This is a genomic window from Actinoallomurus bryophytorum (assembly GCF_006716425.1).
GTDB classification, from domain to species: domain Bacteria; phylum Actinomycetota; class Actinomycetes; order Streptosporangiales; family Streptosporangiaceae; genus Actinoallomurus; species Actinoallomurus bryophytorum.
Map to the genome: position 1 here is coordinate 7,203,074 of NZ_VFOZ01000001.1, position 25,081 is coordinate 7,228,154.

Annotated in this window: 22 protein-coding genes; 7 read left to right on the forward strand and 15 right to left on the reverse strand. The window is 70.2% G+C overall.

All coding sequences use genetic code 11. From position 1 onward, the window contains the following. Positions 1 to 5: 5 nt before the first annotated feature. From FB559_RS33365 to FB559_RS33395, 7 genes are all read right to left on the reverse strand, one after another. On the reverse strand, positions 6 to 1,250 hold the full coding sequence (locus FB559_RS33365; protein ID WP_141960917.1) for a M24 family metallopeptidase: 1,245 nt from the start codon (positions 1,248 to 1,250) through the stop codon (positions 6 to 8). After that, positions 1,247 to 2,236, reverse strand: coding sequence for an NAD(P)-dependent oxidoreductase (locus FB559_RS33370; protein WP_342781033.1), 990 nt, complete (start codon positions 2,234 to 2,236; stop codon positions 1,247 to 1,249). Before FB559_RS33370 ends, FB559_RS33365 begins: the two co-directional genes overlap by 4 nt. 72 nt (positions 2,237 to 2,308) lie before the next feature. Beyond that, positions 2,309 to 3,367 (reverse strand): alpha/beta hydrolase family protein, encoded by a 1,059-nt coding sequence (locus tag FB559_RS33375; protein ID WP_141960919.1) that lies wholly within the window; start codon positions 3,365 to 3,367, stop codon positions 2,309 to 2,311. Between the two features lie 89 nt (positions 3,368 to 3,456). Beyond that, the gene (locus FB559_RS33380; RefSeq protein ID WP_141960920.1) at positions 3,457 to 4,224 is read right to left on the reverse strand and encodes an ABC transporter ATP-binding protein; all 768 of its coding nucleotides are present in this window, start codon (positions 4,222 to 4,224) and stop codon (positions 3,457 to 3,459) included. A gap of 1 nt (position 4,225) precedes the next feature. Next, positions 4,226 to 6,094, reverse strand: a complete 1,869-nt coding sequence (locus FB559_RS33385; RefSeq protein ID WP_221640305.1) for a branched-chain amino acid ABC transporter ATP-binding protein/permease — start codon at positions 6,092 to 6,094, stop codon at positions 4,226 to 4,228. Next, positions 6,091 to 6,969, reverse strand: a complete 879-nt coding sequence (locus FB559_RS33390; RefSeq protein WP_141960921.1) for a branched-chain amino acid ABC transporter permease — start codon at positions 6,967 to 6,969, stop codon at positions 6,091 to 6,093. The genes FB559_RS33385 and FB559_RS33390 overlap by 4 nt, the downstream gene beginning before the upstream one ends. A gap of 100 nt (positions 6,970 to 7,069) precedes the next feature. Then, positions 7,070 to 8,266 (reverse strand): amino acid ABC transporter substrate-binding protein, encoded by a 1,197-nt coding sequence (locus FB559_RS33395; protein WP_221640306.1) that lies wholly within the window; start codon positions 8,264 to 8,266, stop codon positions 7,070 to 7,072. Between the two features lie 278 nt (positions 8,267 to 8,544). Between FB559_RS33395 and FB559_RS33400 the strand changes: the two genes are divergently transcribed. The 6 genes from FB559_RS33400 to FB559_RS33425 are packed head-to-tail and all read left to right on the forward strand — an operon-like array spanning position 8,545 to position 13,296. Continuing rightward, positions 8,545 to 9,471 (forward strand): ABC transporter substrate-binding protein, encoded by a 927-nt coding sequence (locus FB559_RS33400; protein ID WP_141960922.1) that lies wholly within the window; start codon positions 8,545 to 8,547, stop codon positions 9,469 to 9,471. A 17-nt stretch (positions 9,472 to 9,488) separates the two neighbouring features. Beyond that, positions 9,489 to 10,640, forward strand: coding sequence for an MFS transporter (locus FB559_RS33405; protein ID WP_221640307.1), 1,152 nt, complete (start codon positions 9,489 to 9,491; stop codon positions 10,638 to 10,640). Beyond that, on the forward strand, positions 10,637 to 11,695 hold the full coding sequence (locus tag FB559_RS33410; RefSeq protein WP_141960924.1) for a LacI family DNA-binding transcriptional regulator: 1,059 nt from the start codon (positions 10,637 to 10,639) through the stop codon (positions 11,693 to 11,695). Before FB559_RS33405 ends, FB559_RS33410 begins: the two co-directional genes overlap by 4 nt. 53 nt (positions 11,696 to 11,748) lie before the next feature. Next, entirely contained in the window at positions 11,749 to 12,363 is a 615-nt protein-coding gene (locus FB559_RS33415) for a VOC family protein (protein ID WP_141960925.1), read from the forward strand. A gap of 52 nt (positions 12,364 to 12,415) precedes the next feature. Next, on the forward strand, positions 12,416 to 12,880 hold the full coding sequence (locus FB559_RS33420; protein ID WP_141960926.1) for a helix-turn-helix transcriptional regulator: 465 nt from the start codon (positions 12,416 to 12,418) through the stop codon (positions 12,878 to 12,880). A 5-nt stretch (positions 12,881 to 12,885) separates the two neighbouring features. Continuing rightward, a complete protein-coding gene (locus tag FB559_RS33425) occupies positions 12,886 to 13,296 on the forward strand; it encodes a VOC family protein (RefSeq protein ID WP_141960927.1) in 411 nt (136 codons plus the stop codon). A 94-nt stretch (positions 13,297 to 13,390) separates the two neighbouring features. Here the strand turns inward: FB559_RS33425 and FB559_RS33430 are convergent, their stop codons facing one another. Continuing rightward, entirely contained in the window at positions 13,391 to 13,993 is a 603-nt protein-coding gene (locus FB559_RS33430; protein WP_141960928.1) for a TetR/AcrR family transcriptional regulator, read from the reverse strand. A 170-nt stretch (positions 13,994 to 14,163) separates the two neighbouring features. On the opposite strand from FB559_RS33430, the gene FB559_RS33435 reads away from it, so the two are divergent. Further along, positions 14,164 to 16,533: an MFS transporter gene (locus tag FB559_RS33435; RefSeq protein WP_141960929.1), complete on the forward strand. Its 2,370-nt coding sequence runs from the start codon at positions 14,164 to 14,166 to the stop codon at positions 16,531 to 16,533. Between the two features lie 67 nt (positions 16,534 to 16,600). Here FB559_RS33435 and FB559_RS46335 read toward each other — a convergent pair whose 3' ends face one another. The 7 genes from FB559_RS46335 to FB559_RS33465 form a co-directional block, all read right to left on the reverse strand. Next, complete coding sequence (locus tag FB559_RS46335) at positions 16,601 to 16,732, reverse strand: MFS transporter small subunit (protein ID WP_281286309.1); 132 nt, start codon at positions 16,730 to 16,732, stop codon at positions 16,601 to 16,603. A gap of 2 nt (positions 16,733 to 16,734) precedes the next feature. Further along, the gene (locus FB559_RS33440) at positions 16,735 to 18,123 is read right to left on the reverse strand and encodes an OFA family MFS transporter (RefSeq protein WP_246122281.1); all 1,389 of its coding nucleotides are present in this window, start codon (positions 18,121 to 18,123) and stop codon (positions 16,735 to 16,737) included. 108 nt (positions 18,124 to 18,231) lie between these two features. After that, positions 18,232 to 21,075 carry an ABC transporter substrate-binding protein gene (locus tag FB559_RS33445; RefSeq protein WP_141960930.1) on the reverse strand — a complete coding sequence of 948 codons (2,844 nt, stop codon included), beginning with the start codon at positions 21,073 to 21,075 and terminating at the stop codon, positions 18,232 to 18,234. A gap of 317 nt (positions 21,076 to 21,392) precedes the next feature. Continuing rightward, positions 21,393 to 22,877 carry an alkaline phosphatase family protein gene (locus tag FB559_RS33450; RefSeq protein WP_221640308.1) on the reverse strand — a complete coding sequence of 495 codons (1,485 nt, stop codon included), beginning with the start codon at positions 22,875 to 22,877 and terminating at the stop codon, positions 21,393 to 21,395. A 326-nt stretch (positions 22,878 to 23,203) separates the two neighbouring features. Then, positions 23,204 to 23,722 carry a peptide-methionine (S)-S-oxide reductase MsrA gene (gene msrA, locus FB559_RS33455; RefSeq protein ID WP_141960931.1) on the reverse strand — a complete coding sequence of 173 codons (519 nt, stop codon included), beginning with the start codon at positions 23,720 to 23,722 and terminating at the stop codon, positions 23,204 to 23,206. Between the two features lie 213 nt (positions 23,723 to 23,935). Continuing rightward, complete coding sequence (locus tag FB559_RS33460; RefSeq protein ID WP_141960932.1) at positions 23,936 to 24,283, reverse strand: DUF488 domain-containing protein; 348 nt, start codon at positions 24,281 to 24,283, stop codon at positions 23,936 to 23,938. Then, the gene (locus FB559_RS33465; protein ID WP_185792523.1) at positions 24,255 to 24,971 is read right to left on the reverse strand and encodes a DNA-3-methyladenine glycosylase family protein; all 717 of its coding nucleotides are present in this window, start codon (positions 24,969 to 24,971) and stop codon (positions 24,255 to 24,257) included. Before FB559_RS33465 ends, FB559_RS33460 begins: the two co-directional genes overlap by 29 nt. Positions 24,972 to 25,081: the final 110 nt, after the last annotated feature.

Genomic DNA, 25,081 nt, shown 5'->3' on the forward strand with positions numbered 1-25,081 from the left:
GAGGCTCAGTACGGGTTGGCGACGACGAGGTCCTGGGCGGGGTAGAGCGTGAGGATCCGTGGGCCGTCAGGGGTGACGACGACCTCCTCCTCGATCCGGGCCGCCGAGAAGCCGTCGCTCGCCGGGCAGTACGTCTCCAGCGCGAACACCATCCCCGTTTTCAGTTCGATGGGTTCCCGCATGCTGTTGAGGCGGGAGATGATCGGCCGTTCGTGCAGGCCCAGCCCCAGTCCGTGGCCGAACTGCAGGCCGAAGGCCGCCATCTCGTTCTCGAACCCGAACTCGGTCGCCGCGGGCCACACGGCGGCCACCTGGTCGGTGCCGACCCCGGGTTTGATCATGGCGATCGACGCGTCCATCCACTCACGCGCCTTCGTGTAGGCGTCGCGCTGGCTCGGTGTCGCGCTGCCCACGCTGAACGTGCGGTAGTAGCAGGTCCGGTAGCCGTTGAAGGAGTGGATGATGTCGAAGAACGCCTGGTCGCCCGGGCGGATCAGCCGGTCGGAGAAGTTGTGCGGGTGCGGGTTGCACCGCTCGCCGCTCACCGCGTTGATCGCCTCGACCTGGTCCGAGCCCATCTCGTAGAGCCGCTTGTTCGCCAGCGCCACGATCTCGTTCTCGCGGATGCCCGGCTTCAGCGCCTCGACGATGTCCTGGTAGACGCCGTCGACCATCGCGGCGGCCTGGGTGAGCAGCATGAGCTCGTCGGGCGACTTGATCTGCCGCGCGTCGAGCATCAGCTGCTGGGAGTCGACCACCGTCAGGCCCTGGCGCTGCATCTCGAACAGGAACGGCGGCTCGACGATGTCCACCCCCACGGGGGCGTCCGCCACGCCGGCCTCCTCCAGGAGCGCCTTGATCTGGCGGACCGCGTCCACCATCAGCCCGGCCGAGGGCGCGATCGCGCCGCGCATGCCGAGCATGCCGGCGTGACAGTTCGCCGGGTCGAGCCACGGGCTGTAGAGGCGGTGGTGCCGCGCCGCGGACCCGAAGTCCCAGAGCATCGGCTCGCCACCACGGGGGAGCAGGGCGTACCTCGTCATCTTGTCGCCGAGGGCCCCGCCGATCCAGGTCTGGGTGACATAGCGGATGTTGTAGAAGTCGAAGAGCAGGAAGGCGCCGCACTCGCTGGCCTCCAGCGACGCGCGCGCCCGGCCCAGGCGATACTCCCGCAGCCGGCCGAAGTCGACCCGCTGTTCGTAGTCGACGCCCATGTGCCCCGGCGCGGGCATGGGGGCCGCGGACGTCATGACGGGTCCTCCACGGACGCGGGGCCCAGGCCGTCGTCGACCGCGACGTTCTCGGGCTTGAGCTCGAGCCCGGACGCGGCGGCCTGCAGGTCCAGCAGGATCGAGAAGTCCTCCTCGACCCGGCCGGTCCCGACGCTGGCCTGTACGAGCTGCGCGGTGAGCGCCGCGACCGGCAGGGGCACGTCGAGCCCGCGCGCGGCGGCGAGACCGAGGTCGAAGTCCTTGCGCAGCAGCAGCGGCGTGAACGTCGGGGAGTAGTCGAGGTTCACGAAGGCGGGTGACTTGTACCGGGTGAAGGCCGACCCCATGACGCTGTTGTTGAGGAACTCCAGGAAGGCGTGCCGTGAGACGCCGCCCTTCTCTACCAGCACGGTGATCTCGGCCATCGTCTGCGTCACGACGCCGAGCATGAGGTTGTGCGCGATCTTCACGAGCCGGGCCGTGTCGCCCTCGCCCACGTAGGTGGCCGACTTGCCGATGTGCTCCAGCAGGTGCGCCACCGTCTCGTACGCCGGCCGCGGGCCGGAGACCACGAGGCTCAGCTGGCCCGCCCGCACGACCTTGCCGTTCCCGCTGACGGGGGCGGCGAGGAAACTGACGCCCCTCTCCTCGCACGCCTCGCGCATCGCGACCGAGGTCTCCGTGGAGACGGTCGAGCAGTCCACGACGATGCCGGGGACGTGCCCGGGGTCGGCGAGCAGCCCGCCGTCGCCCAGCAGCACGTGCTCCAGGTCGGCCGACGCCGAGACCATGGTGAACACGACGTGCCGGTCCCGCAGGTCGGCGATCGCGCCGCACACGTCGGCGCCGTGGTCCTTGAGGGGCTCTGCCTTGGCGATGGTGCGGTTCCAGGCGGTGAGACGCACGCCCGCTCTGGCGAGTCGTTCCGCCATCGCGACGCCCATCCGGCCGGTGCCGATCCAGCCGACCCGCAGGTCGGAAGGGTCTGCGGTGGTCATATCCATCTGGGTCTGCCCCTCTGCAATCGATTGTTATCCAACGTAGGGAACGCCCTGACCACTGTCAAGACGCGTCTCACGCACCGCCGCCGCGGGCTGTCAGCGCAGCCTCTCGGCGACCCAGTCGGCGGTGTAGGGGCGGTGCCGGGGCGCGAGGTTCGCGCAACCGTGGTTGCCGTCCTCGAGCATCAGCAGCTCGACCTCGCCGCCGGCCTCGGCCGCGAGTCTTTCGGCGTGCTGCCAGGGGATGAGCCGGTCCTTGCGCCCGAACACGATGAGCAGCGGGGCCTGGATCGCGCCCGCGGACCCGTCCATGCTCAGCGTCGAGGCGATGCGGTGCGCCTCCTCGTCGGACCCGGCGCCCGACCTGATCTGGAACGTCTGCCGGGTGAGCAGGGGGAGGCCGTCCCAGCAGTCGCCGAAGTCATAGGGCCCGGCCAGCGCGACGCATGCCCTGACCCGGTCCCCGACCGCGGCCGCGACCCGCGGTGCGTAGTAGCCGCCGAGGCTGACCCCCCACACCGCGAGCCGGGACTCGTCGATGTCCGGCTCGGCGCCCAGTGCGTCGAGAAGGGCCTTGCCGGGCTGGGACCAGTCCCCGCGGATGGGCAGGTCGTACTCCGCCTCGCCCTGCCCCGGGCCGTCCACGGTGAAGGTGGCGATGCCGCGTTCGAGGAAGGTCTCCTCGACGGACTTCTGCTCCTCCTTGGCCGAGTCGAGCCCGGACAGGAGCAGGACCGCCGGATGCGGGCCGTGCCCGGCCGGCAGCCGCAGGACGCCGATGAGCTTGGCGCCCTCGAAGCCGATCTCGATCCGCCGGCCCGGCGGGGACAGGTGCGGCAGGGCGTCGGTGAGGCACCGCACGGCATGGCCGTGCGCCTCCCGCATCTGGTCCAGGTCCTCCACGAAGACGAACTTGGCGAAGTGGTAGTAGACCGCGGCGCGGGACAGGTGCTGACCGGCCGAGATGAGGTGCTCGGCGGCGAGGGCCTCGCGTCCGAGCGCCTCGTGCTCGGAGGCGACCGCCGACCAGGCGCCGCACCAGTCGGCCCAGTCGTCGAGCCCGCCGGTGATCCGCTCGAAGTCGGCGACGGTCACTCCGTTCGTGGTGAAACGGGGCGCCCAGTGCGCGATGGCCGAGGCGACTCGCTCGTCCATGGTGAATCAGCTGCCTTTCCTGCGTTCTGTGCAAACGAGTGCAATGAATCCGGCGGTTGACGGGACCGCTTCATACGGGCGCCGCCGGCTCAGACGCTGGTGGTCTCCGGGCCCGTCGACGGCGTGTTCTGGGGGATCGGGGACGCCCTGGTGCCACCGAGGTACAGCGCCGCGATCTCCGGGTCGTCCTTGATGGCGGCGGCCGTGCCGGTGAGCCGTACCTTGCCGCCCTCCATCACCACACCGTGCGTGGCCAGCCCGAGGCCGAGCCGGACGTTCTGCTCGACGAGCAGGACCGTCGTGCCCTCCTGGTTGAGGGAGTGGATGAGGTCGGCGACGCCCGCGAGGCTGCGCGGGTCCAGGCCCAGCGACGGCTCGTCCAGCAGGATCACCTTGGGGTCGAGCATGAGACACCGTGCGATCTCGACCATCCGCCGCTGACCGCCGCTGAGGTTCCCCGCGTGGTCGTGCGCACGCTCGGCGACGAGGGGAACGCGCTCCCTGACCAGCTCCAGGCGGTCGCGCAGCAGCCTGCGGTTCTTGCGGATCAGGTAGCCGCCCATCAGGACGTTCTCGTGCACCGACATGGCAGGGAAGAGGGCGTGGGACTGCGGGACCTGGGTGATGCCCCGGCGCAGGATCTCGTCGGGCGCCTGGTCGCCGATCGCCTGCCCGTCCATGGTGATCTCACCGGCGCTGGGCCTGAGCAGCCCGCTGATGACGCGCAGGACGGTCGACTTGCCGGCGCCGTTCGGGCCGACGATGCAGGTGATGGTCTGTTCCGCGCACTCCAGGTCGACGCTCTGGAGGACGTTTCCCCCGCCGTAGCCGGCGAAGACCGCCTTCAGCGACAGCACGTCACTGCACCACCTCTCCTGTTGCCGCCCCCCGGGAGCCCGGTGAGCTCTGGGCGGCGGGTTCGGCCGCCGGCCGCCAGTCGTCGCCGAGGTAGGCGTCGAGCACGATCGGGTCCTGCTGGATCAGGGCGGGCGGTCCCTCGGCGATCGGCGCTCCGCGGGAGAAGACCACCACGGGATCGCACAGCTCGAGGACCAGCGGGATGTTGTGCTCCACGATGAGGAACGTCACACCGCCGCGGTTCAGCTCGCGGATGACCTCGGTGAGCCGTCCGAGCAGGCTGGGGTTCACGCCGCCGGCCGGCTCGTCCAGCAGGATCAGGCGGGGCTGGAGCATCATCACCTGCGCGAGCTCGACCAGCTTCTGCTGTCCGTAGGACAGCGCTCCCGCGGGCTGGTCCGCCATGCGGCCGAGGCCGACGATGTCCAGCAGGTCCCGTGCCCGATCCGCCTCGTGGCCGTGCACGGCATCGGAGAACATCGTCCGCCACCGTGAGTCGGGCAGCGGCGCGACGACGTTCTGCTGGACCGTCATCTCCTTGAACAGCCGGGTGACCTGGTAGGTGCGCCCGAGCCCGAGATGCCCTCTGCTCCAGGGCCTCATCGCGTCGATACGCCTGCCGTCGAACCAGATCTCACCCGAGTCCGCGCTCATCCCACCCGTGATCAGGTTGAAGAGCGTCGTCTTACCCGACCCGTTCGGGCCGATCAGCGCCGTGATCGTGCCGGGGCGTACGACCAGGTCGGCGCCGTCGACGGCCGTCAGGCCGCCGAACCTCTTGGAGACTCCGCGCACCTCCAGCAGCGGCGTGTCCCCGTCACCTGTTCCGGGGGTCGCGGCGAGGGCACGCTCGTACGTCTTCATCGGCCCGCCGCTCAGCGCGCCGGCCTGGTCGGTGTACTCCACCTCCACGGGATGCCGCTTGCGCCACCACGCCTCGGCGGTCGGCAGGAGGCCACGTGGCAGGAACAGCACGACGAGCATCAGCGCGACCCCGAAGATGAGCACGCGTGACTGGGTGCCGCCGCCGTAGACCGTGGACTCCTCGCTGACCAGGTTGACGATGAACGCGCCGATGACCGGGCCGTACAGCGTGCCGCGTCCGCCGGTCAGGGTGGCGAGCACGATGGTGACGCTGCCGAGGATGGCGAACGACCCGACCGGGTTGATGAACGTCAGGTAGTAGGCGTAGACGCCGCCGGCCGTACCGATCATGAACGCGCTCGCGGCGTACGCCACGATCTTGAAGCGGGTCGTGTTGACGCCGATCGAGGCCGCCTTGCCCTCGTCCTCGCGGATCGCGACCAACCCCGCACCGAATTTGGTACGCCTCAGCCACGCGCTGAACAGGACCGTCAGCACCAGCAGGCCCAGGAACACGTAGTAGAAGGGGATGTTCTGGAAGTCGCGGCCCCAGAAGGGCAGCGCCAGGGTGATGCCGTCCGACCCCTGGGTGAGGCTCTTGAAGTTGGACGCGAGGATCTGCGCGGCCAGCAGCATCGCGATGGTGATGATCACGAACGCGTGGCCACGGGTCCGCAGCACGACAGAGCCGATCAGGACCGCGATGACCAGGGCGGTCACCCCGCCGAGCGGGGCGACCCACAGCGGGTTGACGCCCCACCGCAGCGCCAGGATGCCGGCAGTGTAGGACCCGAGGCCCAGGAACATGCCGTGGCCGAGTGAGGTGTAGCCGCCGTACCCGGAGATGATGTTCCAGCTCGACGCCTGGATGGCGAGGAGGAAGCCCAGCAGCAGGACACCCTGGGGGTAGGGCTTCCACGGGTTGACGACCGGATAGAGCACCAGCGCGAGCAGGCAGACGCCGGCGACCAGATGCGAACGAGGAAGTGCGCGCAGGCGCCTCATGCGGCGTCCTCACGGAGCTTGGCGCCGAACAGGCCCTGGGGGCGGATCAGCAGCACGACCATGATGACGACGTAGAAGACCAGAGTCGACCAGCTCAGCGACCCGTACGTCGCGGTCAGCGTCTCGGCCAGGCCGAGGATGCCCGCGCCCACCAGGGCGCCGGGCAGGCTGCCCATCCCGCCCAGCACCACGATGCCGAGCAGCCGCGAGATCCAGTCGTAGTGGGAGGCGGGGAAGAACGGATAGAGCACCGACAGGATGGATCCGCCGACGCCCGTCGTGGCGCTGCCGAGCGCGAACGCCAGGGCGGCCGTGCCGGCGGCGCCGACCCCCACCAGGGCGGCGCCGGACGGGTTCTGCGTCGCGGCGCGGATCGCCCGCCCGGTCCACGTGCGGGTCAGCACGTAGTACAGGGCGCCGAGGACGACCACCGCGGCGAGGAAGCCGAACACCTGCGCCTTCGGCAGCGAGATCGACCCGATCCGGAAGGACTCGTCGAAGTAGGAGGGGGTGGCCGACCTGAACCTGTTGCCGGCGGTGATGTCCAGGACGCCCTCGATGACCATCGCGAAGCCGAAGGTCAGCAGGATCGACATCGAGGAGGACTCACCGCTGACGCGCGAGATCAGGAGGCGGTGGACCACCCAGCCGAAGCCGAACATGAGCGGTGCGGTGATCACCGAGGCGAGGATCGGGTCGATCCCGGTCTCGTGCCACAGCCACCAGGTCAGCATGGCCACCAGGATCAGGAACGCGCCCTGCGCGATGTTGATGATCCTCATGACCCCGAAGATCAGGGTCAGGCCGGAGGCCATCAGCGCGTAGACCCCGCCTATCAGCAAGCCCAGCGCGATGGCCTGTACCAGTTGTGTCATCTCGGGAACTCCTCGTGGGCTCCACGCCGTGTCCGGGCGGGCCGTCCGGCGGATGACACATCCGCCGGACGGGCCCTGAGACGCTTCACGCGTCGGCGGTCTACTTCCACCCCGGCTTGGGGTTGACGATGTTCTTCGTGGTCGCCAGGTCCGGCGGGCCGACGACCTCGACCTTGCCGGACTGCCACTGCGCGAGCAGGAACTTGCCGTTCGGCTCACCGGTCGGCTTCCAGCTCAGCGGCCCCAGGATCGTCTGCACCGTGTGGGCGTGCAGCCAGTCCCGGATCTTGTCCTGGTCGACGGAGCCGACCTTCTCCGCGGCGGCCTGGAGCACCTGCGCCGCGGCGAAGCCGTCGGCGGCGTCCTCGGCGGGGTCGGCGTTGTAGGCCTTCTTGTAGGCGGCGACGAAGTCCGCGTTGACCGGGGTCGTCGCGTCCTCGTCCCAGCTGACCGTGTAGAAGACGCCCTCGGTGTTGGCCTCGCCGATGCCCTTGCTGTACTGGCCGGCGTTGCTGGGCGCGGAGGTCTGGAAGAGGGCCTTCGGCGAGTAGTTCAGCTGCTTGAGCGCGCGGACCAGCCCGACGCCGTCCTCGAACACCGCACCCTGGGCGATCAGGTCGGGCTTCTTGCCGGCGAGCGTGCTGGCGATGGTCTGGAAGTTCGTCGTGTCGGCGGGGTAGACCGAGCTGTAGACCGTCTTGACGCCGAGGGCCTCCAGCTCCTTCTGCATGGTCTGGATCACGGGCTTGGCGAACGGGTCGTCCTGGGTCGGGTAGGCCGCCGTCTTCGGGCGCGAGGCCGGAGGCAGCGACTTGACCCAGTCGACGAAGACGTCGGCCTGGTGCGGCGCGCTCGCCTGCTGGGCGAAGAAGAGGTACTTGAAGTTGCGCGTGAACATGTTGGTCGCGCCGCCGGCCGGCTCGACGAAGACCATGCCGTTCTTCTCGGCGACCGCCGAGGCGGCGTAGTTCAGCAGCGAGGAGAAGGTGCCGAGCAGCAGGTCGACCTTGTTCTGCGTGATCAGCTTCGTGTAGTCCGAGACCACGGTGTCCTGGCTGCTGGCGTCGTCAGTGATCTTGAGCTGGACCTGACGGCCCAGGATGCCGCCCTTGGCGTTGACCATGTCGCGCCAGATCTCGTAGCCGCGCTTGGCCTCGTTGCCCGGCTGGGCGAAGTCACCGGTCAGGGGGAGGGAGGCGCCGACGACGATCGGCTTCTTGGTATCACCACCGGACGACTGAGAGGGCCGCTGGCCGCACGCCGTCAGCGCCATGGCCGCCACGACGACCCCGGCCACGGTCCTCCGGCTTCGACCCCGTCGACGCATACCCGCGAGCGCGGATCCGCCACGGATCTTGGGTTGCCAGGGAGATGAGGCGGTCATGAGCCCTCCTCTGTGAGCTTTGTGACGCCTGGAATTAACACCGCAAACGATTGCGATGGCCAGCAGCATGCGGTTCAATCCTCTTGACTGTCAAGAGCTCTCCGACCTGGGTTCGGCTTCGTTGTGCAAACGAGTGCGGCCGGCACCGCGGTGAGATCGACGCTGGGCATCAGGAGGGAGAGCCGCGGATCGTGACCCGGGAACTCGTGGTCGGCGCCTTCAGCCCGTCCGTGCTGCTTCGCGTGGCCCGGCGCCTCGGCCTGCTCGACGAGCGAGGCCTGAACGTGCTCGAGGAGCCCGTTCCCTCCTCTCCCGCGCAGTGCAGAGCGCTGCTCGACGGCGACCTCGACGCGACGCTCACCAGCCCCGACAACGTGATCGCCTACCGCTTCGTGCCGGACAACCCGCTGGGCGAGACCGCCGACGTCACGATCGTGGCGGCCGTGGACCGTGGCCTCGGGCTGGGCGTCTACGCGCGGCCGGGGCTCACCGCGGCCGACCTGACAGACGCGAACATCGGGGTCGACGTGCCCGGCTCCGGGTTCGCCTTCGGACTCTACGCACTGCTGGAGTCCCTCGGCCTGGACCGCGGCGACTACCAGGTCGCCGCGCTGGGCTCCACGCCCCGGCGGCTCGAGGCGCTGCTGGCCGGCGACTGCGACGCGACGATGCTGAACGCCGGCAACGAGCTGCGGGCCGAAGACGCCGGCGCGGTGCGGCTCGCCGGGCTCACCGACGTGTGTCATCCCTACCTCGGCACGGTCCTGAGCACGGTCGGCGACCACCGGCGGGCGGACGTCGGCGCACTCGCCGGCGCCCTGCGCGAGGCCGCCGGTGAGGTGGTGGCCGGCAACGCCGATGACCTGGTCGTGGAGGAGGCGTCCGCGGCGCTGAGGCTTCCGCCCGCCCTCGCGTCGAGGTATCTCCAACGCCTGAAGGATCCGGCGGAGGGCCTCGTCGCCGACGGGATCGTCGACCCGCGGGCGATGGAGACCGTCCTCGGCCTGCGGCGAAGGTACCTGCCGGCGCTGGTCGACGGGGCCGACGTGCTCGCGACCGCGCTCGACCCTTCACGTGGCCTGGTCGACCCGCACCCGTACCCGGCCGCCGGGCGATGACCCCGGACTCCTCGCGGGTGCCGCGACAGCTGCAGGTGGTCGCCTTCGTCAGCACGCTGGATCGCTTCGCGATGCCGCCCATGCTGATCGCGATGGCCCACGACTTCGACGTGCCGCTGTCGTCGATCATCAACGCGGCGGGTGTCTACTTCCTGGCGTACGGGCTGATGCAGCCGGTGTGGGGAATGGTCTCGGACCGCGTCGGCCTGGTGAAGACGATGCGGGTGGCACTGGCGCTCGCCGCGGTGAGCACGATCGCGGCGGCGTTCAGCGGGACCGCGCTCACGCTCGGCATCGCGCGGGGACTCGCCGGGGCGTGCTTCAGCGCGGCGATTCCCGCGAGCCTCATCTACATCGGCGACACGGTGCCGTCCGACCGGCGGCAGCCGGAGGTGACCCGGCTCATGGCCGGGGTCGCGCTGGGCACCGGGCTGGCCTCGGTGGGCGCGGGCACGCTGGCGGAGTTCACCAGCTGGCGCCTGGTGTTCGTCCTGACCGGGCTCTTCGCCCTCGTCCTCATCGTCACCCTCGGGCGCCTCACGCGGCCGCCGATGACGCGTGAGAACGCCGGGGTGCTCATGCCGCTGATGGCCGTCGTCCGTTCCGGGCCGACCCGCGTGGTGCTGGCACTGGCCTTCCTCGAAGGGATGGTGCTGCTCGGCGTGCTGACCCTGCTGCCCGCCGCCGTCGAGGCGACCGGGGCCAGCGCGTCGGTCGCCGGGACCGTCACCGCGGTGTACGGCCTCGCCGTGCTCGGGTTCGCCCGCCTGGTGGGGGCGATGGCGCGCCGTACGCGCGCCGCACGGCTCATCGCGCTCGGCGCCTGCGCGGCCGCGGCCGGCTGCGCCCTGCTCACGGTGGCGCGCGCCCCCGTCGTGGCACTGGTTGCCGCTGGGCTCCTCGGCCTGGCCTGGGTCTCGATGCACTCATCGCTGCAGACGTGGGCCACGGAGGTCCTGCCCGGCGTACGCGCCACGGTGGTGTCGGCGTTCGCCGGCGCGCTGTTCCTCGGCAGCGCCGTGTCCGCCAAGATCGCCGGAGGATTCGCGGAGGCGCACCGATACGCTCTAATCTTCGGCTGGGCCACGATGCTGGCGGTCATACTCGGGCTGTTCGCGACCCTCGGGCGGGCGCGATGGATCGGACCGGAAGGAGGCCCCGGCCCATGAAACCCAAGCGGCCTGCCGGAATCCAGCAGGCGGGGGCACAACCGGTCACGCTACGCGACGTCGCCCAGGCCGCCGGGGTGCACACCGCGACCGCGTCACGTGCGCTCAACCCCAAGGCACGGCAGCTGGTCAACGCCGAGACGGTACGCCGCGTGGTGCGGGCCGCCGAGACGCTGGGCTACCAGCCGAATCCCATCGCGCGGAGCCTCAAGACCTCCAAGTCGGCCACCGTGGGCCTCGTCCTCCCCGACCTGACGAACCCGCTGTTCCCGCCGATCGTCCGCGGGATCGAGAACGTCCTCGAGGCGGCCGGCTACAGCGCCCTCATCGTCAACACCGACAACGACCCGGACCGCGAGCGAGCACTGATCGAATCGCTCCGGTCGCGGCAGGTCGAGGGCCTCATCGTCGCCACCGCACGGCTCGAACACCCTCTCCTGCGGCAGCTACAGGAGCAGGACGTCAAGATCGTCCTCATCAATCGCCGGATCGAGAACCTGCAGATGCCCTTCGTCGTCGGCGACGACGCCACCGGCATCGCGCTGGCGGTGAAACACCTGGTCGACCTCGGCCACACGCGGATCGCCCACATCGCGGGCCCGCAGATCACCTCGACGGGCCTCGACCGGTCGCGGGCGTTCCGGCATGCCGTACGCGACTACGGGGCCGCGGAGGACCCGGCCCTCATCGTCGAGTGCGCGCACTGGAGCGAGGGCGACGGCGCAGGCGCGATGCGCGAGCTGCTCGACCGGGGGAGCGGCTGCACGGCCGTCGTCGCCGGCAACGACCTGATCGCGCTGGGCTGCTACGACGTGTTCGCCGAACGCGGCATCTCGTGCCCTGAGGACATCAGCGTGGTCGGCTTCAACGACATGCCCTTCCTCGACAAGCTCCGCCCGCCTCTGACGACCCTGGGCGTGCCCCATCACGAGCTCGGCGCCGAGGCCGCGCGCATGCTGCTCGACTGCATCGAGGAGCCACAGCGCCACCCGCGTTCGCTGCTGCTCCCCGTCTCCCTGGTCGTGCGCGACTCCACCGCGCCCCCGCGCACCTGACCGGTCAGGAATCGAGAAGCGCGCGTCACGGAGCCGGAACTAGCTTGATCGGCATGGCTCCCATCGAATCCGTCACCCTTGAGGTGGCCGACCCCACCGCCGTCAACGGCTTCTACACCGACGCCTTCGGGCTGGACACTCAGGTACGCCTGCGGGCCTCTGAGGCACCGACGGACGGCTTCCGCGGGTTCACGCTGTCGCTCACGGTCTCCCAGCCGGGCACCGTCGACGCCCTCGTCGGCGCCGCCCTCGACGCCGGCGCGTCGACGCTGAAACCGGCCGCCAAGTCGTTCTGGGGCTACGGCGGCGTCGTACGAGCCCCGGACGGGGCGATCTGGAAGATCGCGACCTCGGAGAAGAAGGACACCGGCCCGGCCACCCGGCAGATCGACAAGATCGTGCTCCTGCTGGGAGTCGACGACATGGCCGCGAGTAAGCGGTTCTACGTCGACCGCGGCCTCGCCGTGGCAAAAAGCATTCCCCGCAAGTACGTCGAGTTCGACACCGCGTCGAGTCCCGTCAGTCTGGCGCTCTACGGGCGCCGTGCCCTTGCCAAGGACGCCGGCGTCCCTGCCGAGGGCACCGGATCGCACCGGCTCACGATCGGCGGCGATGCCGGGTCCTTCACCGACCCTGACGGGTTCGCGTGGGAGACCGCGTCGCTCTGAGCCGGGTCACGCGGCACTGCCGCACCACGGCCATCGGTCAAAGGAGCTCTCGATGTGTCACCCCTCGTGGACGCGCGCACTCATCGAGGCGCAGCGTCTGAGTGATCTCGCGTGGTTGCGCCGTGTCCGGGACCGGATCGACCGGGAGTACGCCCAGCCCTTGGACGTCGAGGCGCTCGCCCGTGGCGCGCACATGTCGGCCGGGCACCTCAGCCGCCGGTTCCGGCTCGCGTACGGCGAGTCGCCGTACTCCTATCTGATGACGCGGCGGATCGAGCGCGCGATGGCGCTGCTGCGCCGGGGCGACCTCAGCGTCACCGAGGTCTGTTTCACGGTCGGCTGCTCGTCACTGGGCACCTTCAGCACGCGCTTCACCGAGCTGGTCGGCATGCCGCCCGGTGCCTACCGGCGCCAGGCGACGGCCGCCGCGGCCGGGATTCCCTCGTGTGTGGCCAAGCAGGTGACACGGCCGGTCAGGAATCGAGAAGCACAGGTCACGGAGCCGCAACTAGCCTGAATGCCATGGACATCACCATCCACGCGAGCTCTCTCCCGCACGACGACCCGGACGCCGCCCTGGCCTTCTACCGCGACACCCTCGGCTTCGAGGTCCGCAGTGACGTCGGAAACGGCAAGATGCGCTGGATCACGGTCGGCCCCGCCGGCCAGCCCGGCACGTCGATCCTCCTGGCGCCGCCGGCCGCCGACCCCGGGGTCACCGACGACGAGCGCCGTACCATCGCCGAGATGATGGCCAAGGGCACCTACGGCTGGATCCTGCTGGCCACCGCCGACCTGAACGACACCTTCGAGAAGGTGCAGGCCGGCGGGGCCGAGGTCGTCCAGGAGCCGACCGAGCAGCCGTACGGGGTTCGCGACTGCGCCTTCCGCGATCCCGCGGGCAACCTGATCCGCATCCAGGAGCTGCGCTGAGCCACCGCCGCGAGCCGCGTCTGAGCGGCCCTCGGGCCGGCCACAGGGCTCCGTGACCGGGCACCGCGCCGATCGCCGGCGGTGACACCGGCGCTCAGGAGCTTCCGACCAGGTCCTCGGCCGTGACGCTGGACGCGCCGGGCGTCTCGTCCGCGACGAGTTCCAGCGCGAGCATGACGCCGGCGACGTTGCGTTCCTCGGGCGTGGTGTCGGTGTCCTGCAGCATGGTCGTCGCGGCGTTGACCGCCACCAGGGCCATCGCCGTCTTGAGCTGGACGATCGCCGGGGCGTCCGGGCTGGTCAGCAGGCGGGTCATCGTCCGGAGACGTGCGTGCAGCTTTTCGCCCACGGCCAGTTCGCGCATGGTCGACTTGCTGTCCTGGATCAGCCGCCTCATGCCCGGCGGCCACTGGCCGGCGAGGCGGGCGTACCGCTGGATCAGCCCCTGCCGGGTCTCCAGCGTGCCCGGCTGCTCGCGGAGCCAGGCGATGATCTCGTCCATGTCCGCGAGGAGCTTGTCGAAGAGGCTGACGGCGATGTCCTCTTTCGTATTGAAGTGGTAGTACAGCGCCGCCTTGGTCACGTCCAGCCGCTCGGCGATCTCGCGCAGCGAGGTCTTCTCGTAGCCGTGCTCGGCGAACAGCTCGAGCGCGACCGCCTGGATCTTCTCGCGCGTGTCGCTTCGTCGCTCGCCCATCGCTGTCCTCTCGGCACTTGACTTACTTGACGCCCGGCTAGTTGGTAGCTTACCGTACGTCATGGAGTATTACTAGCCGGTCGACAAGTAAGCGGGCCGGGCGTCGAGTTGGGGGTTGAACGTTGTCGGTCACGAACGCCGTGGATACCGCGCCGCCGGAAACGGCGCCCGTGAGAAGCACGCGGTCGATCTACATCGCCATGATCGGGCTGATGCTCGGCATGTTCCTGGCCATGCTCGACAACCTGATCGTGGGCACCGCGCTGCCGACGATCGTGGGGGATCTCGGCGGGATCGCCCACCTGTCGTGGGTGGTGACCGCCTACGCGCTCGCGACGGCGGCCGCGACGCCGATCTGGGGAAAGCTCGGCGATCTGTACGGCCGCAAGGGCATGTTCATGTCCGCGATCGTCATCTTCCTGATCGGCTCGGTGCTCGCGGGCCTGTCCCAGAACATGGACCAGCTGATCGGGTTCCGGGCCATCCAGGGACTGGGCGCCGGCGGGCTGATGGTCGGGGCGATGGCGATCATCGGCGACCTGGTGCCGCCGCGTGAACGCGGCCGCTTCCAGGCGATGATCGGCGGCATGATGCCGCTGGCGTTCGTCGGCGGGCCGCTGCTCGGCGGCTTCCTCACCGACAACCTGAGCTGGCGCTGGGCCTTCTACGTCAACCTCCCGCTCGGCGCGCTCGCCCTGCTCGTGACCGGGCTGGGCATGCGCCTGCACACCACGCACGTCAGAGCCAAGATCGACTTCCTCGGGGCGTTCCTGCTGACCGTGGGCATCGTGGCGCTCACGCTGGTGGCGAGCTGGGGTGGTTCGGAGTACCCGTGGGCCTCGGCGCAGATCATCGTGCTCGCGGTCGTGAGCGTCGTGGCGCTCGTCGCGTTCGTGTTCGCCGAGAACCGCGTGGCGGAACCCATCCTGCCGCCGCGGCTGTTCCGCGAGCGCAACTTCACCTTCGCGCAGATCCTGAGCTTCATGGTCGGCGCCGCGATGTTCGGGGCCGTGAGCTTCCTGCCGCAGTACATGCAGTACGTCCAGGGCGCGTCGGCGACGGCGAGCGGGCTGCTCCTGCTGCCGCTGATGTTCGGGATGCTGGCGGTCATGCTGACGACCGGGCAGCTCATCACCCGTAACGGCCGGTACCGCATCTACCCGATCATCGGCGGCGCCGTGCTGACCGCCGGCATGCTCCTCCTCCTCATGCTCAAGGTCGACACCAGCACCGCGATGAGCTCGGCGCTCACCCTCGTGGCCGGCCTCGGCATGGGCTTCATCATGCAGAACACCATGCTCGTCACGCAGAACAGCGTGGAGATGCGGGACATGGGGGCGGCCAGTGGTTCGGTCACCCTGTTCCGTACGATCGGCGGCTCGCTCGGCGTCGCACTGCTCGGGTCCATCTACACCAGCCGGCTGAACGACTCACTGGTCGACCGCCTTGGCGCGAAGGCGGGCCACGCGCTGACCTCGGGCGGCATCCACGTCCCCCCGTCCGCGCTGCACACGCTGCCGGCGCCGGTGCGCGACGCGTTCAAGCTCGGTGTCACGGGCGGCCTGCACGGCGTGGTCATGGGCGGCGCCGTGCTCGCCCTCGCCGGGTTCGTGGTCGCGTGGTTCATCCGCGAGGTGCCCCTGCGAGGCAGTGCTCCCGCTCCCGCTCCCGCCCCGGCCCCGGCCCCGGCCGCCGCCGCCGCCGCGGGCGGCCGCCACGCCTCGCGAGGCGAGCAGCCCCAGGCCCCGGCCCCGGCCGCGTACCTGCCGGCGGCCGAGGACGGCGGACCGTTGATCCGCGGTTCCGTCCGCCGCGCCGACGGGGCCCCCGCCGCCGGCACGGCGCTCACACTGATCGACGTCCAGGGTCATCAGGTCGGCCGCACCACGACGCGGCCTGACGGCCGCTACGGACTGCCGGCCCCGGGACGCGGCACGTACGTGCTGATCTCTGGCGCGGGGGAGCACGCCCCGCAGGCCGACACCCTTGTGGTGGGTGACGGGCCGGTCGACTTCGATCTGACGCTCACCGGATCCGGTGGCCTCGTCGGCACCGCCCATGACCTGGACGGTGAGCCGGTACGGGACGCGCGGGTCGTCGTGACGGACCTGACCGGAGAGGTCGTCGCGACCGGCATGACGGATGCCGCGGGCGGCTACGCCCTCCCGCAGGTGGCGGCGGGCACGTACACGCTCGCGGTGAGCGTCGCCAGGCACCGTCCGGTCGCGATCCCGGTCGAGGTGCGCAACAGGCAGACCCGCCAGGACGTCGAGTTGCCGCCCGCGGCCCGGATCAGCGGGGTCGTGCAGGTCGACGGCCGGGGACCGCTCGCCGACGCCCGGGTCACCCTGCTGGACGCCGCGGGGAACATCGTCGACTTCACGATCACCGGCCCCGACGGGCAGTACACCTTCACCGACCTGACCGGCGGCCAGTACACCGTCACGGCCTCGGGCTATCCGCCCGTCGCGAGCGCGGTCACCCTGAACGGTCACGACGAGAACGCCTTCCACATGAGGCTCGGCCACCACGCCGAATGACCTCGGAACAGCGCGGCCCGCCGGCCGCCCCGTGGGGCTAACCGGCGGGCCGCGGTGTTCTCGCGGGTCAGCCGTTGAACAGCTGGGTGACCTTCTGGACGAGTTCGTAGATGCCGTAGATGAACGGCACGGTCACCCATGCCCAGGCGATCACCATCAGCGGAATACGGTTCGTGTTCTGTTGCTCCGTGCTGGCCATGATCAGCTCTCCTTGCCCGTCACCGTCGGCTCCTCCTGCTCCCGCACCACCGCTTCGGCCTCGTGGTGCCTGGCGTTCACCGGGCGTACGAGCTCGTTGGCGACGAAGCCGATCACCAGCAAGCCGATCATGATGTAGATCGAGGTCGTGTACAGCGCCGGACCGGTCTTGCCCGCGTCCTTCTGCGCGTCGGCGATCCCGTCGATGATCAGTGGGCCGGCCACGCCCGCGACGGACCACGCCGTGAGCAGGCGGCCGTGGATCGCCCCGACCTGGTAGGTGCCGAACAGGTCCTTCAGGTACGCCGGGATCGTGGCGAAGCCCGCGCCGTAGAAGGACAGGATGATCACGGCGCACGCGATGAACACCGGCTTGGAGGCGTCCTTGGTCAGTGCGATGACCAGATAGATCAGCGCACCCACGCCCAGGTAGAAGCGGTAGATGTTCTTGCGGCCGATGACGTCAGAGAGGGACGACCAGCCGAAGCGGCCCAGCATGTTGCCCAGGGACAGCAGCGCGACGAAGCCCGCCGCGGCGCTGGCGGTCACGGGCGCCGACGTGTCGGCGAAGAAATCCGTGATCATCGGGGCGGCCTTCTCGAGGATGCCGATGCCCGCGGTCACGTTCAGGCACAGCACCACCCACAGGCACCAGAACTGCGGGGTGCGGAGCGCGTTGCGGGCCGAGACGTTCGCCGTGGTGACCAGCCGCTTCTCGGCGACCACCGCGGGACTCCAGCCGGCCGGACGCCAGTCCGGGGCGGGGACCCGTATGAGGAGGACGCCGAAGGACATGAACACCGCGTAGACCAGACCATGGATCAGGAAGGCCTCCGCGATGCCGCCGGTCCCGGTGCCGAAGGCCGAGAGCATCTCGGCCGACCACGGGGACGCGATGAGCGCCCCGCCGCCGAATCCCATGATGGCGATGCCGGTCGCCATGCCGGGCCGGTCGGGGAACCACTTGACCAGGGTGGAGACCGGTGAGATGTAGCCGATGCCCAGGCCGATCCCGCCGACGAAGCCGTACCCGAACACCACGAGCCAGTACTGCGAGAGCGCCATGCCGAGTGCGGAGATCAAGAACCCCGAGGAGAAGCACGTCAGTGCCACGGCCATCGCCCAGCGCGGTCCTTTGCGCTCGACCATGGTGCCGCCGAACGCGGCGGACAGGCCCAGCATGACGATGGCGAGCTGGAACGGCAGCGCGCTCCCCTTGCCCGACAGGTCGAGCGAGGATTCGAGTGGGGGCTTGAAGACGCTCCATGCGTACGCCTGGCCGATCGCGAGATGGATCGACAGCGCCGCGGGAGGAACCAGCCAGCGGCTCCACGAGGGAGGCGCCACCGTCCGTGATCGGTCGAAGAAGCTTGGTCGGGCCAACGTGCTCACGTTGGTCACCTCCGGGGGGCGACGATGCTGCTACGGGCGGTATACGGTATTCAAAAGTCGATGAAGTTTCAATATCAACATCTGCCTGGTCTGCCGGAACCGTCCTGGTCAGCCGATGCCGAGCGTCGTCAGGTCGTACCCGACGTACATCTGGCTGACGGACGCGTTGGTGAGGCGGGGGCCGCGGTACAGGACGAACTTGTCGTACAGGAGCGGCACGATCGCGGCGGTGCCCATCACCTTGCGGTCCAGGTCCGCGGTGAGTCCCTCCCGAGTCGTCCGGTCTCTGGTGTCGGCCAGCCGGTCGAGGACGTCGTTGACTCCGGAGTCGTTGAGCTCGGACAGGTTGTTGTTGTACGTCGCCTGGATCTGCCGCCCGTCGACGAGCTGCGGGAAGAAGCCCATGGCGGTCGGGTAGTCCGGTCCCCACGCCGAAAGGATCATGCCCAGGCCGTTCTTGTGCACGAACTCGGGATTGCCCGCGTCGTCCTTGTAGAAGTCCGTGGTCGGGTACTCCTCGGTCCGCACGCTGATGCCCACTCGCGCGAGGGCCTGTTGCACGGCGGCGGCGAGCGCCTTGTCCTTGGGCCGGTCCTCACGGATCGCGATCCGGGTGCTGAACCCCGCCGGCTTGCCGCAGGACGCCAGCTCCTGCTTGGCCTTCGCGGTGTCGGCCGGATACGCGTCGAACCGCTCGCGGCCCACGATGACCGGCGGCGCAATGTTCGTGGCGGGCTCCGCCGCCTGCGTCCCGCCGCCCGCCGTCTGCGTCGCCGTGCGATCGACCGCGTACTGCACAGCGCGCCGGCAGTGCACGTTGTCGAACGGAGCCACCTTCGTCGACAGTGCGACGTATCGCAGGAAGCCGGTGGTCAGGGTGTCGGTGTTCTTCCTGAGGTTCGGGTCGGCGAGCACTCTGGCCTGGGCCGCGGCCTGGAGCCCGGTGCTGTCCGGGTCCACGTCGGCCTGGCCGCTGACGAGCTGCTGGTCCACGGCGTCACTGGTCTGCCCGAAGGTGACCTCGATCCGGTCCGGCAGCGCCGTGCGGATGCCGTCGGAGTGCCACGACGGGTTGCGGACCAGCGAGACCGACTTCGTGGCGGTGTACTGCTCGATCTTGTACGGCCCGGTCGAGACCGGATGTTCCTTGTACGCCTCGCGGGTGTCCTTGGCGGCCGGGACCGGCGCCGTCTGCGGCATCGCGACCAGGTAGTCGAAGTCGGCGAGCGGCTTCTTCAGATGGAAGACCACCGTATGGTCGTCGGGTGTGGTGACCCCCGTGAAGTGGTCCAGGTCGGCGTCCTTGTACGGCCCCGCGTACGTACCGGCGTCGAGGAGCTCACGGAAGTAGGCGGGACCGGTCGCGAACACGTCCGCCGCGAACGTCCGCGCGACCGCGTACCGCACGTCCTTGGCCGTCACCGGGGCGCCGTCCTCGAACGTCACGCCGTCGCGCAGCCGGTAGGTCCAGGTCTTCAGGTCCGCACTGGCCTCACCGGGCCCGGTCGCCAGGTCCGGCACCGGACGCAGGCCCGCCACCCCCGGCGCGCCCCGGTACGTGAGGAGGGACCGGGCGTACAGCCGGCTGAAGTTCCATGAGCTCGTGTAGTACATGTCGCCGGGGTCGAGAGAGTCGAAATCCGCGGGCTGCCGCAACTTCAGCGTCCCGCCTCTCGTGGTCGAGGGGTTGACCACTTTCGCGAGCCCCGCGTCCGCGGCCGCGGCGACGGACGGCTTCCGCGGCTTCCGGTTCGGCCGGTCCAGATTCACGACGACGACGGTCGCCGCGGCCACCAGTGCGACGCCGGCGGCCGCGGCCACCGCGGGCAGCCAGCGACGGCGCACCGATCCTGGTGCCCGCTGCGCCGGCCCTGACCCCGTGCCGTCCGGCCCGGCGTCCCCGGGCGGCGGTGACGGTGGGGGAGCGTCGGGTGGCAGCTGGAGGTTCACCGGGCTGGGCGTCTCGCCCCAGGGGGTGCCGCCCTGCGGCCCCGTGCCCCACAGCGACGGGATCTGCGACGGCGAGGCCTGCTGTGACGAGGCCTGCTGTGACGAGGCCGGCGCGGGCGTCACGGGTGCCGGACCGAGTCCGGCCATCACCTGGTGGGTGGTGGGCCGGTGGGCCGGGTTCTTGTAGAGGCAGTACCAGACGAGCTCACGCAGCGGGCTCTGGATGTTGCCGATGACGGGGTCCGCGTTCAGGATCCGGTGCATCATCACCGGGATCGAGTCCTGGCCGAACGGCGGCGCGCCGGTCGCCGCGAAGACCATGGTCGCGCCCCAGGCGAAGACGTCCACCGCGGGCGTGACCTGCTGCCCGTTCAGCTGCTCAGGCGCCATGTACGCGGGGGTGCCGACGACGCCGCTCGTCACCGACATCGTGGAGTCGAGGGCGCGCGCGATGCCGAAGTCGATTACACGCGGCCGTTCGGCGCCGAGCAGTACGTTGCTGGGCTTGAAGTCCCGGTGCACCACGTTGGCCTGGTGGATGGAGATGAGAGCGCTGAGAGTGCCGACCGCGAGACGGTGCAGCTCGAGCCCGGACATCGGGCCCTCGCCGCGCACGGTCTCCGACAGCGGGCGGCCCTCGACGTACTCGCTCACGATGTACGGTGTCCGGCCCTCCACGTCCGCCTCGATGATCCGGGCGGTGAAGAAGGGGTCGATCCGCTGCGCGGCGGCGAGCTCGCGGGCGAAGTAGCGCCGCGCCCTCTCGTCGCCGCTCAGGTGGGTGCGCAGCAGCTTGATGGCGAAGAGTTCGCGGCTCTTCCCGGGACCCGGCTCGTCGTCCTCGGCGGCGGTACCGTCCGGCGCCGGGTCGTCCGGCGCCGGGTCGTCCAGGCGCTCACCCAGGTAGACGATGCCCTGGCCGCCCTCTCCGAGCAGCCCGGTCAGCCGGTAGTCGCCGAGGCGCTCCGGATCACCCGGCCGGAGGGGACGGGGGCCCTGCATGGTCGCCTCCAGCGGAGCGAGGGGTGATCGGCGAGATCATTGTCCATGCCGGGGGACGCCCCCGCTACGCCTTACCCGTGCGACTCTGCGATCGGCCCGCCTCGGCCGGACGCGTGTCCTTCAGCCCCCGGCGCAGGCGGACCAGCTCGGCGCGGCCCGTCGGCGCGTATGTGCCCATCTGCGCCACGCCAGCCGCCGCTGCCGCAACCGCCACCGGGCTCCGTCGTCATCCCGCCAGCGCATCCGGCGAAATCATCGGATCGGGCGGATCGGGCCTCCCGCCGGCCGAGCGGGTCCTGCGTTCAGGCGGGGCGGCGTCAGGGGACGTGCGGGCGCCTGCCCGGCTCCTGACGCGGCATGTGCTGGCCGCCGGTGGGCACGCTCGGCATCGGCAGCTGGCTCGTCTCGTACTGCGCCAGGTTGTAGGGGCCGCTGGTGTCCGGCAGCGACGGCGCGTGCCGGCTCGCCGAGCCGAAGCGGAACGCCGAGGTCAGGTCGCCCAGGTTCTTACGGCGGAAGTCGCTGATGTTCGTCTCGGCCACCCCGGTGATCCGCTCCAGGAAACGCAGCTGTGAGGTGTGGTCGAACGGCTCGGAGCAGACCCGGCCGCCCACGGTCCACGGCGAGACGATGATCAGGGGGACACGGAACCCGGGGCCGATCGGCAGCCCGCCGCCCTCGACGCCCGTCGGCGAGGTCTTGGTCACGAACTCGTCCGCGGTGCCGGGCCTGGGCGTCGGCGGCGGGACGTGGTCGAACATGCCGTCGTTCTCGTCGTAGGACAGGATGAACACCGTCTTCGCCCAGACCTCGGGGTTGGCCGCGATGGCGTCGATCTTGCTGGCGACGAAGGACGCACCCGCGGCCGGCGTACGGGCCGGGTGTTCGTCGTAGGTCGTCGGCGGCATGATCCAGCTGACCGTCGGCAGCTTGTCGTTCATCGCGTCGTACTCGAACTGCCCGGTCGGGGTGGCGGTCAGCCCGTTCTTGTACAGCGCCGAGTCGGTCGAGGCGGCGGCGTACTGCTTCATGCGGGCGATGGGCGGCAGCCCGGTCGCGCTCTGCGGCTCGTGGTAGAACTTCCAGCTCACCCCGGCCTCGGTCAGCCGCTCGGGATAGGTCTTCCACGAGTACGTGCCCGACGGGGCGTTGTTGTCCAGCGCCGGCCCGCCGGACTCGCCGTTCGGGTCGATGGTGCCGGTCATCCACATGTAGCGGTTCGGGTGGGTCGGGCCGAGCACCGAGCAGTGGTAGGCGTCGCAGATGGTGAACGCGTCCGCCAGGGCGTACTGGAAGGGGATGTCCTCGCGGGTGAAGTACCCCATCGTGTACGGGCCCTTGGCTCCGTCCGCGGCACGGTGCGCCGGCAGCCAGTTGTCCATCGCGCCGTTGTTCCACGCCTGGTGCTGGACGACCCACTCGTGGCTCATCGACGGGATCGCCTGGGCGGCGCTGGTCCGGCTGTTGAGCCGGTACGGCAGCAGGTAGCCGTCCGGGCTCGACGGGTCCGGCTGCTGGAAGACCGGGCGGCCGTTCGGCAGCCGCATCGCGCGCGGGTCGCCGAATCCACGGACACCCGAGAGGGTGCCGAAGTAGTGGTCGAAGCTGCGATTCTCCTGCATCAGCAGGACGACGTGCTCGATGTCGCGGAGCCTGCCGTTCTTGGGGGGCGGGGCGGCGACGGCCTTGCGTACGTTGGAGGGCAGAGCCAGCGAGGCGGCGGCGAGACCGCCGACCACGCCGGCCGAGCCCAGGAGTCTGCGCCGGTTCATCCCGGCCGGCGTCTGCGGAGTGTCGTTCATCGAAGTCCTCTCGAGTTCGGCCCGTGGGCCGACAAGACGAAGCTTCGAAACACTCGTTGACGTTGTTGATGATCACGGCCGCATCCAGGTGCGGGGTGATGAACTTCCGCTGAAGCCGACGCGACCCCGGCCTGGGAGCGTGCGGCGCACCGGCAGGGCCGTGACGATCAGAGGGCCCGGTACGGGCCCCCCAGGCGATCCGGGGGCGCGGCCCCAGGATCGTGGCCAGGCCGATCGCCGCGATCGGATCCTGGGCCACGACGCGCACTCTGACCTGGCTCACCGTGTTCTTCTCGCGCGGCGTACCGCGCGAGAAGGCGGTCACCTCAGCCGGCGGTCTTCTCCCGGTGCGGGAGCTTCCATCCGGGCCGGACGAAGTGGCAGGTGTACCCGTTGGGGTAGTGCTCCAGGTAGTCCTGGTGCTCGGGCTCGGCCTCCCAGAACGGTCCGGCGGGCGTCACCTCGGTGACGACCTTGCCCGGCCACAGGCCCGAGGCGTCGACGTCGGCGATCGTGTCCTCGGCGACACGCTTCTGCTCGTCATCGGTGTAGAAGATGGCCGACCGGTAGCTGGTGCCGACGTCGTTGCCCTGGCGGTTCTTGGTCGACGGGTCGTGGATCTGGAAGAAGAACTCGAGAATGTCCCGGTAGGAGATCTGCTCCGGGTCGAAGACGATCTCGATGGCCTCCGCGTGCGTCCCGTGATTGCGGTAGGTCGCCTTCGGCACGTCCCCGCCGGTGTATCCGACCCGCGTGGAGACCACGCCGGGGCGCTTGCGGATGAGGTCCTGCATCCCCCAGAAACAGCCTCCGGCGAGGATGGCCTTCTCCGTCGTGCTGGTCATCGCGCTTCCCTTCCTGCTCAGCCGATTCGCGCCGGGTCAGGCGCGCCCGTCGCGGTGTGCGGACGGCGTCACCTGACGTCCGTGTCGTAGAACTCCTTTGGGCCGCCGGCAATTTCATCCAGGCCGCCTCGACGCCGAAGTGTCCCGTCTCCAGCCTCGCACCCGGTGGATTCCGCGGGTGGGCCTCCCCTCCATCGGCGCCCGGCCCGGCGATCACGCACGGCGGTTGAGGAACGCGGCGAGAACGGCGGCGTGGTTCCTCTCGGTGCTCCTGGCCCTGTACAGCAGCGTGACCACCGGGTTCGCGCGCGCGATACGGACCAGCTCCCCGACGGCCGGGTCGTGGTCGAGCTCGGCCGTGTAGCGGGCGGAGAACTCGGCGAAGCGGTCCGCGCGGTCGAACCACTCCCGTAGTCCCGCGCTCGGGCCGATGTCCTTCAGCCACAGGTCGATGGCGGCGCGCTCCCGCGACAGGCCACGCGGCCACAGCCGGTCGACGTAGACCCTGAACCCGTCGGCGGGATCGGCGTGCTCATAGACCCGCCGGATGAGGACCGTCATCACCTGTTCCCTCAGCCGGGGCCGCGCGGCCGGCCGCCCGGCGCAGGGCGCGGGCCTTCTGGTCGAACGGCTCATCCACGGGCCGCAGGGACCGCCACAGCAGCGTGGCCGCGTAGGTCCGGTGCGGCGACCACGCGGACGCCCTGGTCCGCACCTCGTTCACGCCGGGCACCGCGGGCAGCTCCCAGGCGAGGCCGATGGCGCGCCGCAGGCCGACGTCACCCGCGGGCAGCACGTCCGGGCGGTGGAGCTGGTGGATGAGGAACATCTCCGCGGACCACAGCCCGATGCCCCGTACCGCCGTCAGCGCGGCGATCGCCTCGGCGTCCCCGAGGTCGGCCATGTCCTCCAGGTCGATGAGGCCGCTCGCCTGCGACCGGGCGAGGTCGAGAAGGTAGCCCGCCTTGGCCCGCGACAGGCCGCACTCACGCAGCCGCTCGGCCCCCAGGGCGAGGACGGCCTCGGGGGTGGGGACGGCGCCCGTGGCGGCCGCGATGCGGTCGAAGATGACGAACGCCACGACGGTCGAGATCTGCTGACCGACGATGTGCAGCGTCATCGCCGCGAAACGGCTCGATCCGGTTCGGCCGCCGTCGGACCACTCGAATGGATCCGGCCGCCCGTACGCCTCGACCAGGTCCGCCAGGACCGGGTCGAGTGCGGCGAGGGACCGATAGTGGTCTTCCATAGGAGAAACGGTAACGCGCGGCCGCCTCGACGGGCTCCAATCGAACGCGCTCTCGATGCCGGGCATCTCACGTTTCCGGCCGGCCGGCCGTCTTCAGGGTAGGAAGGGCC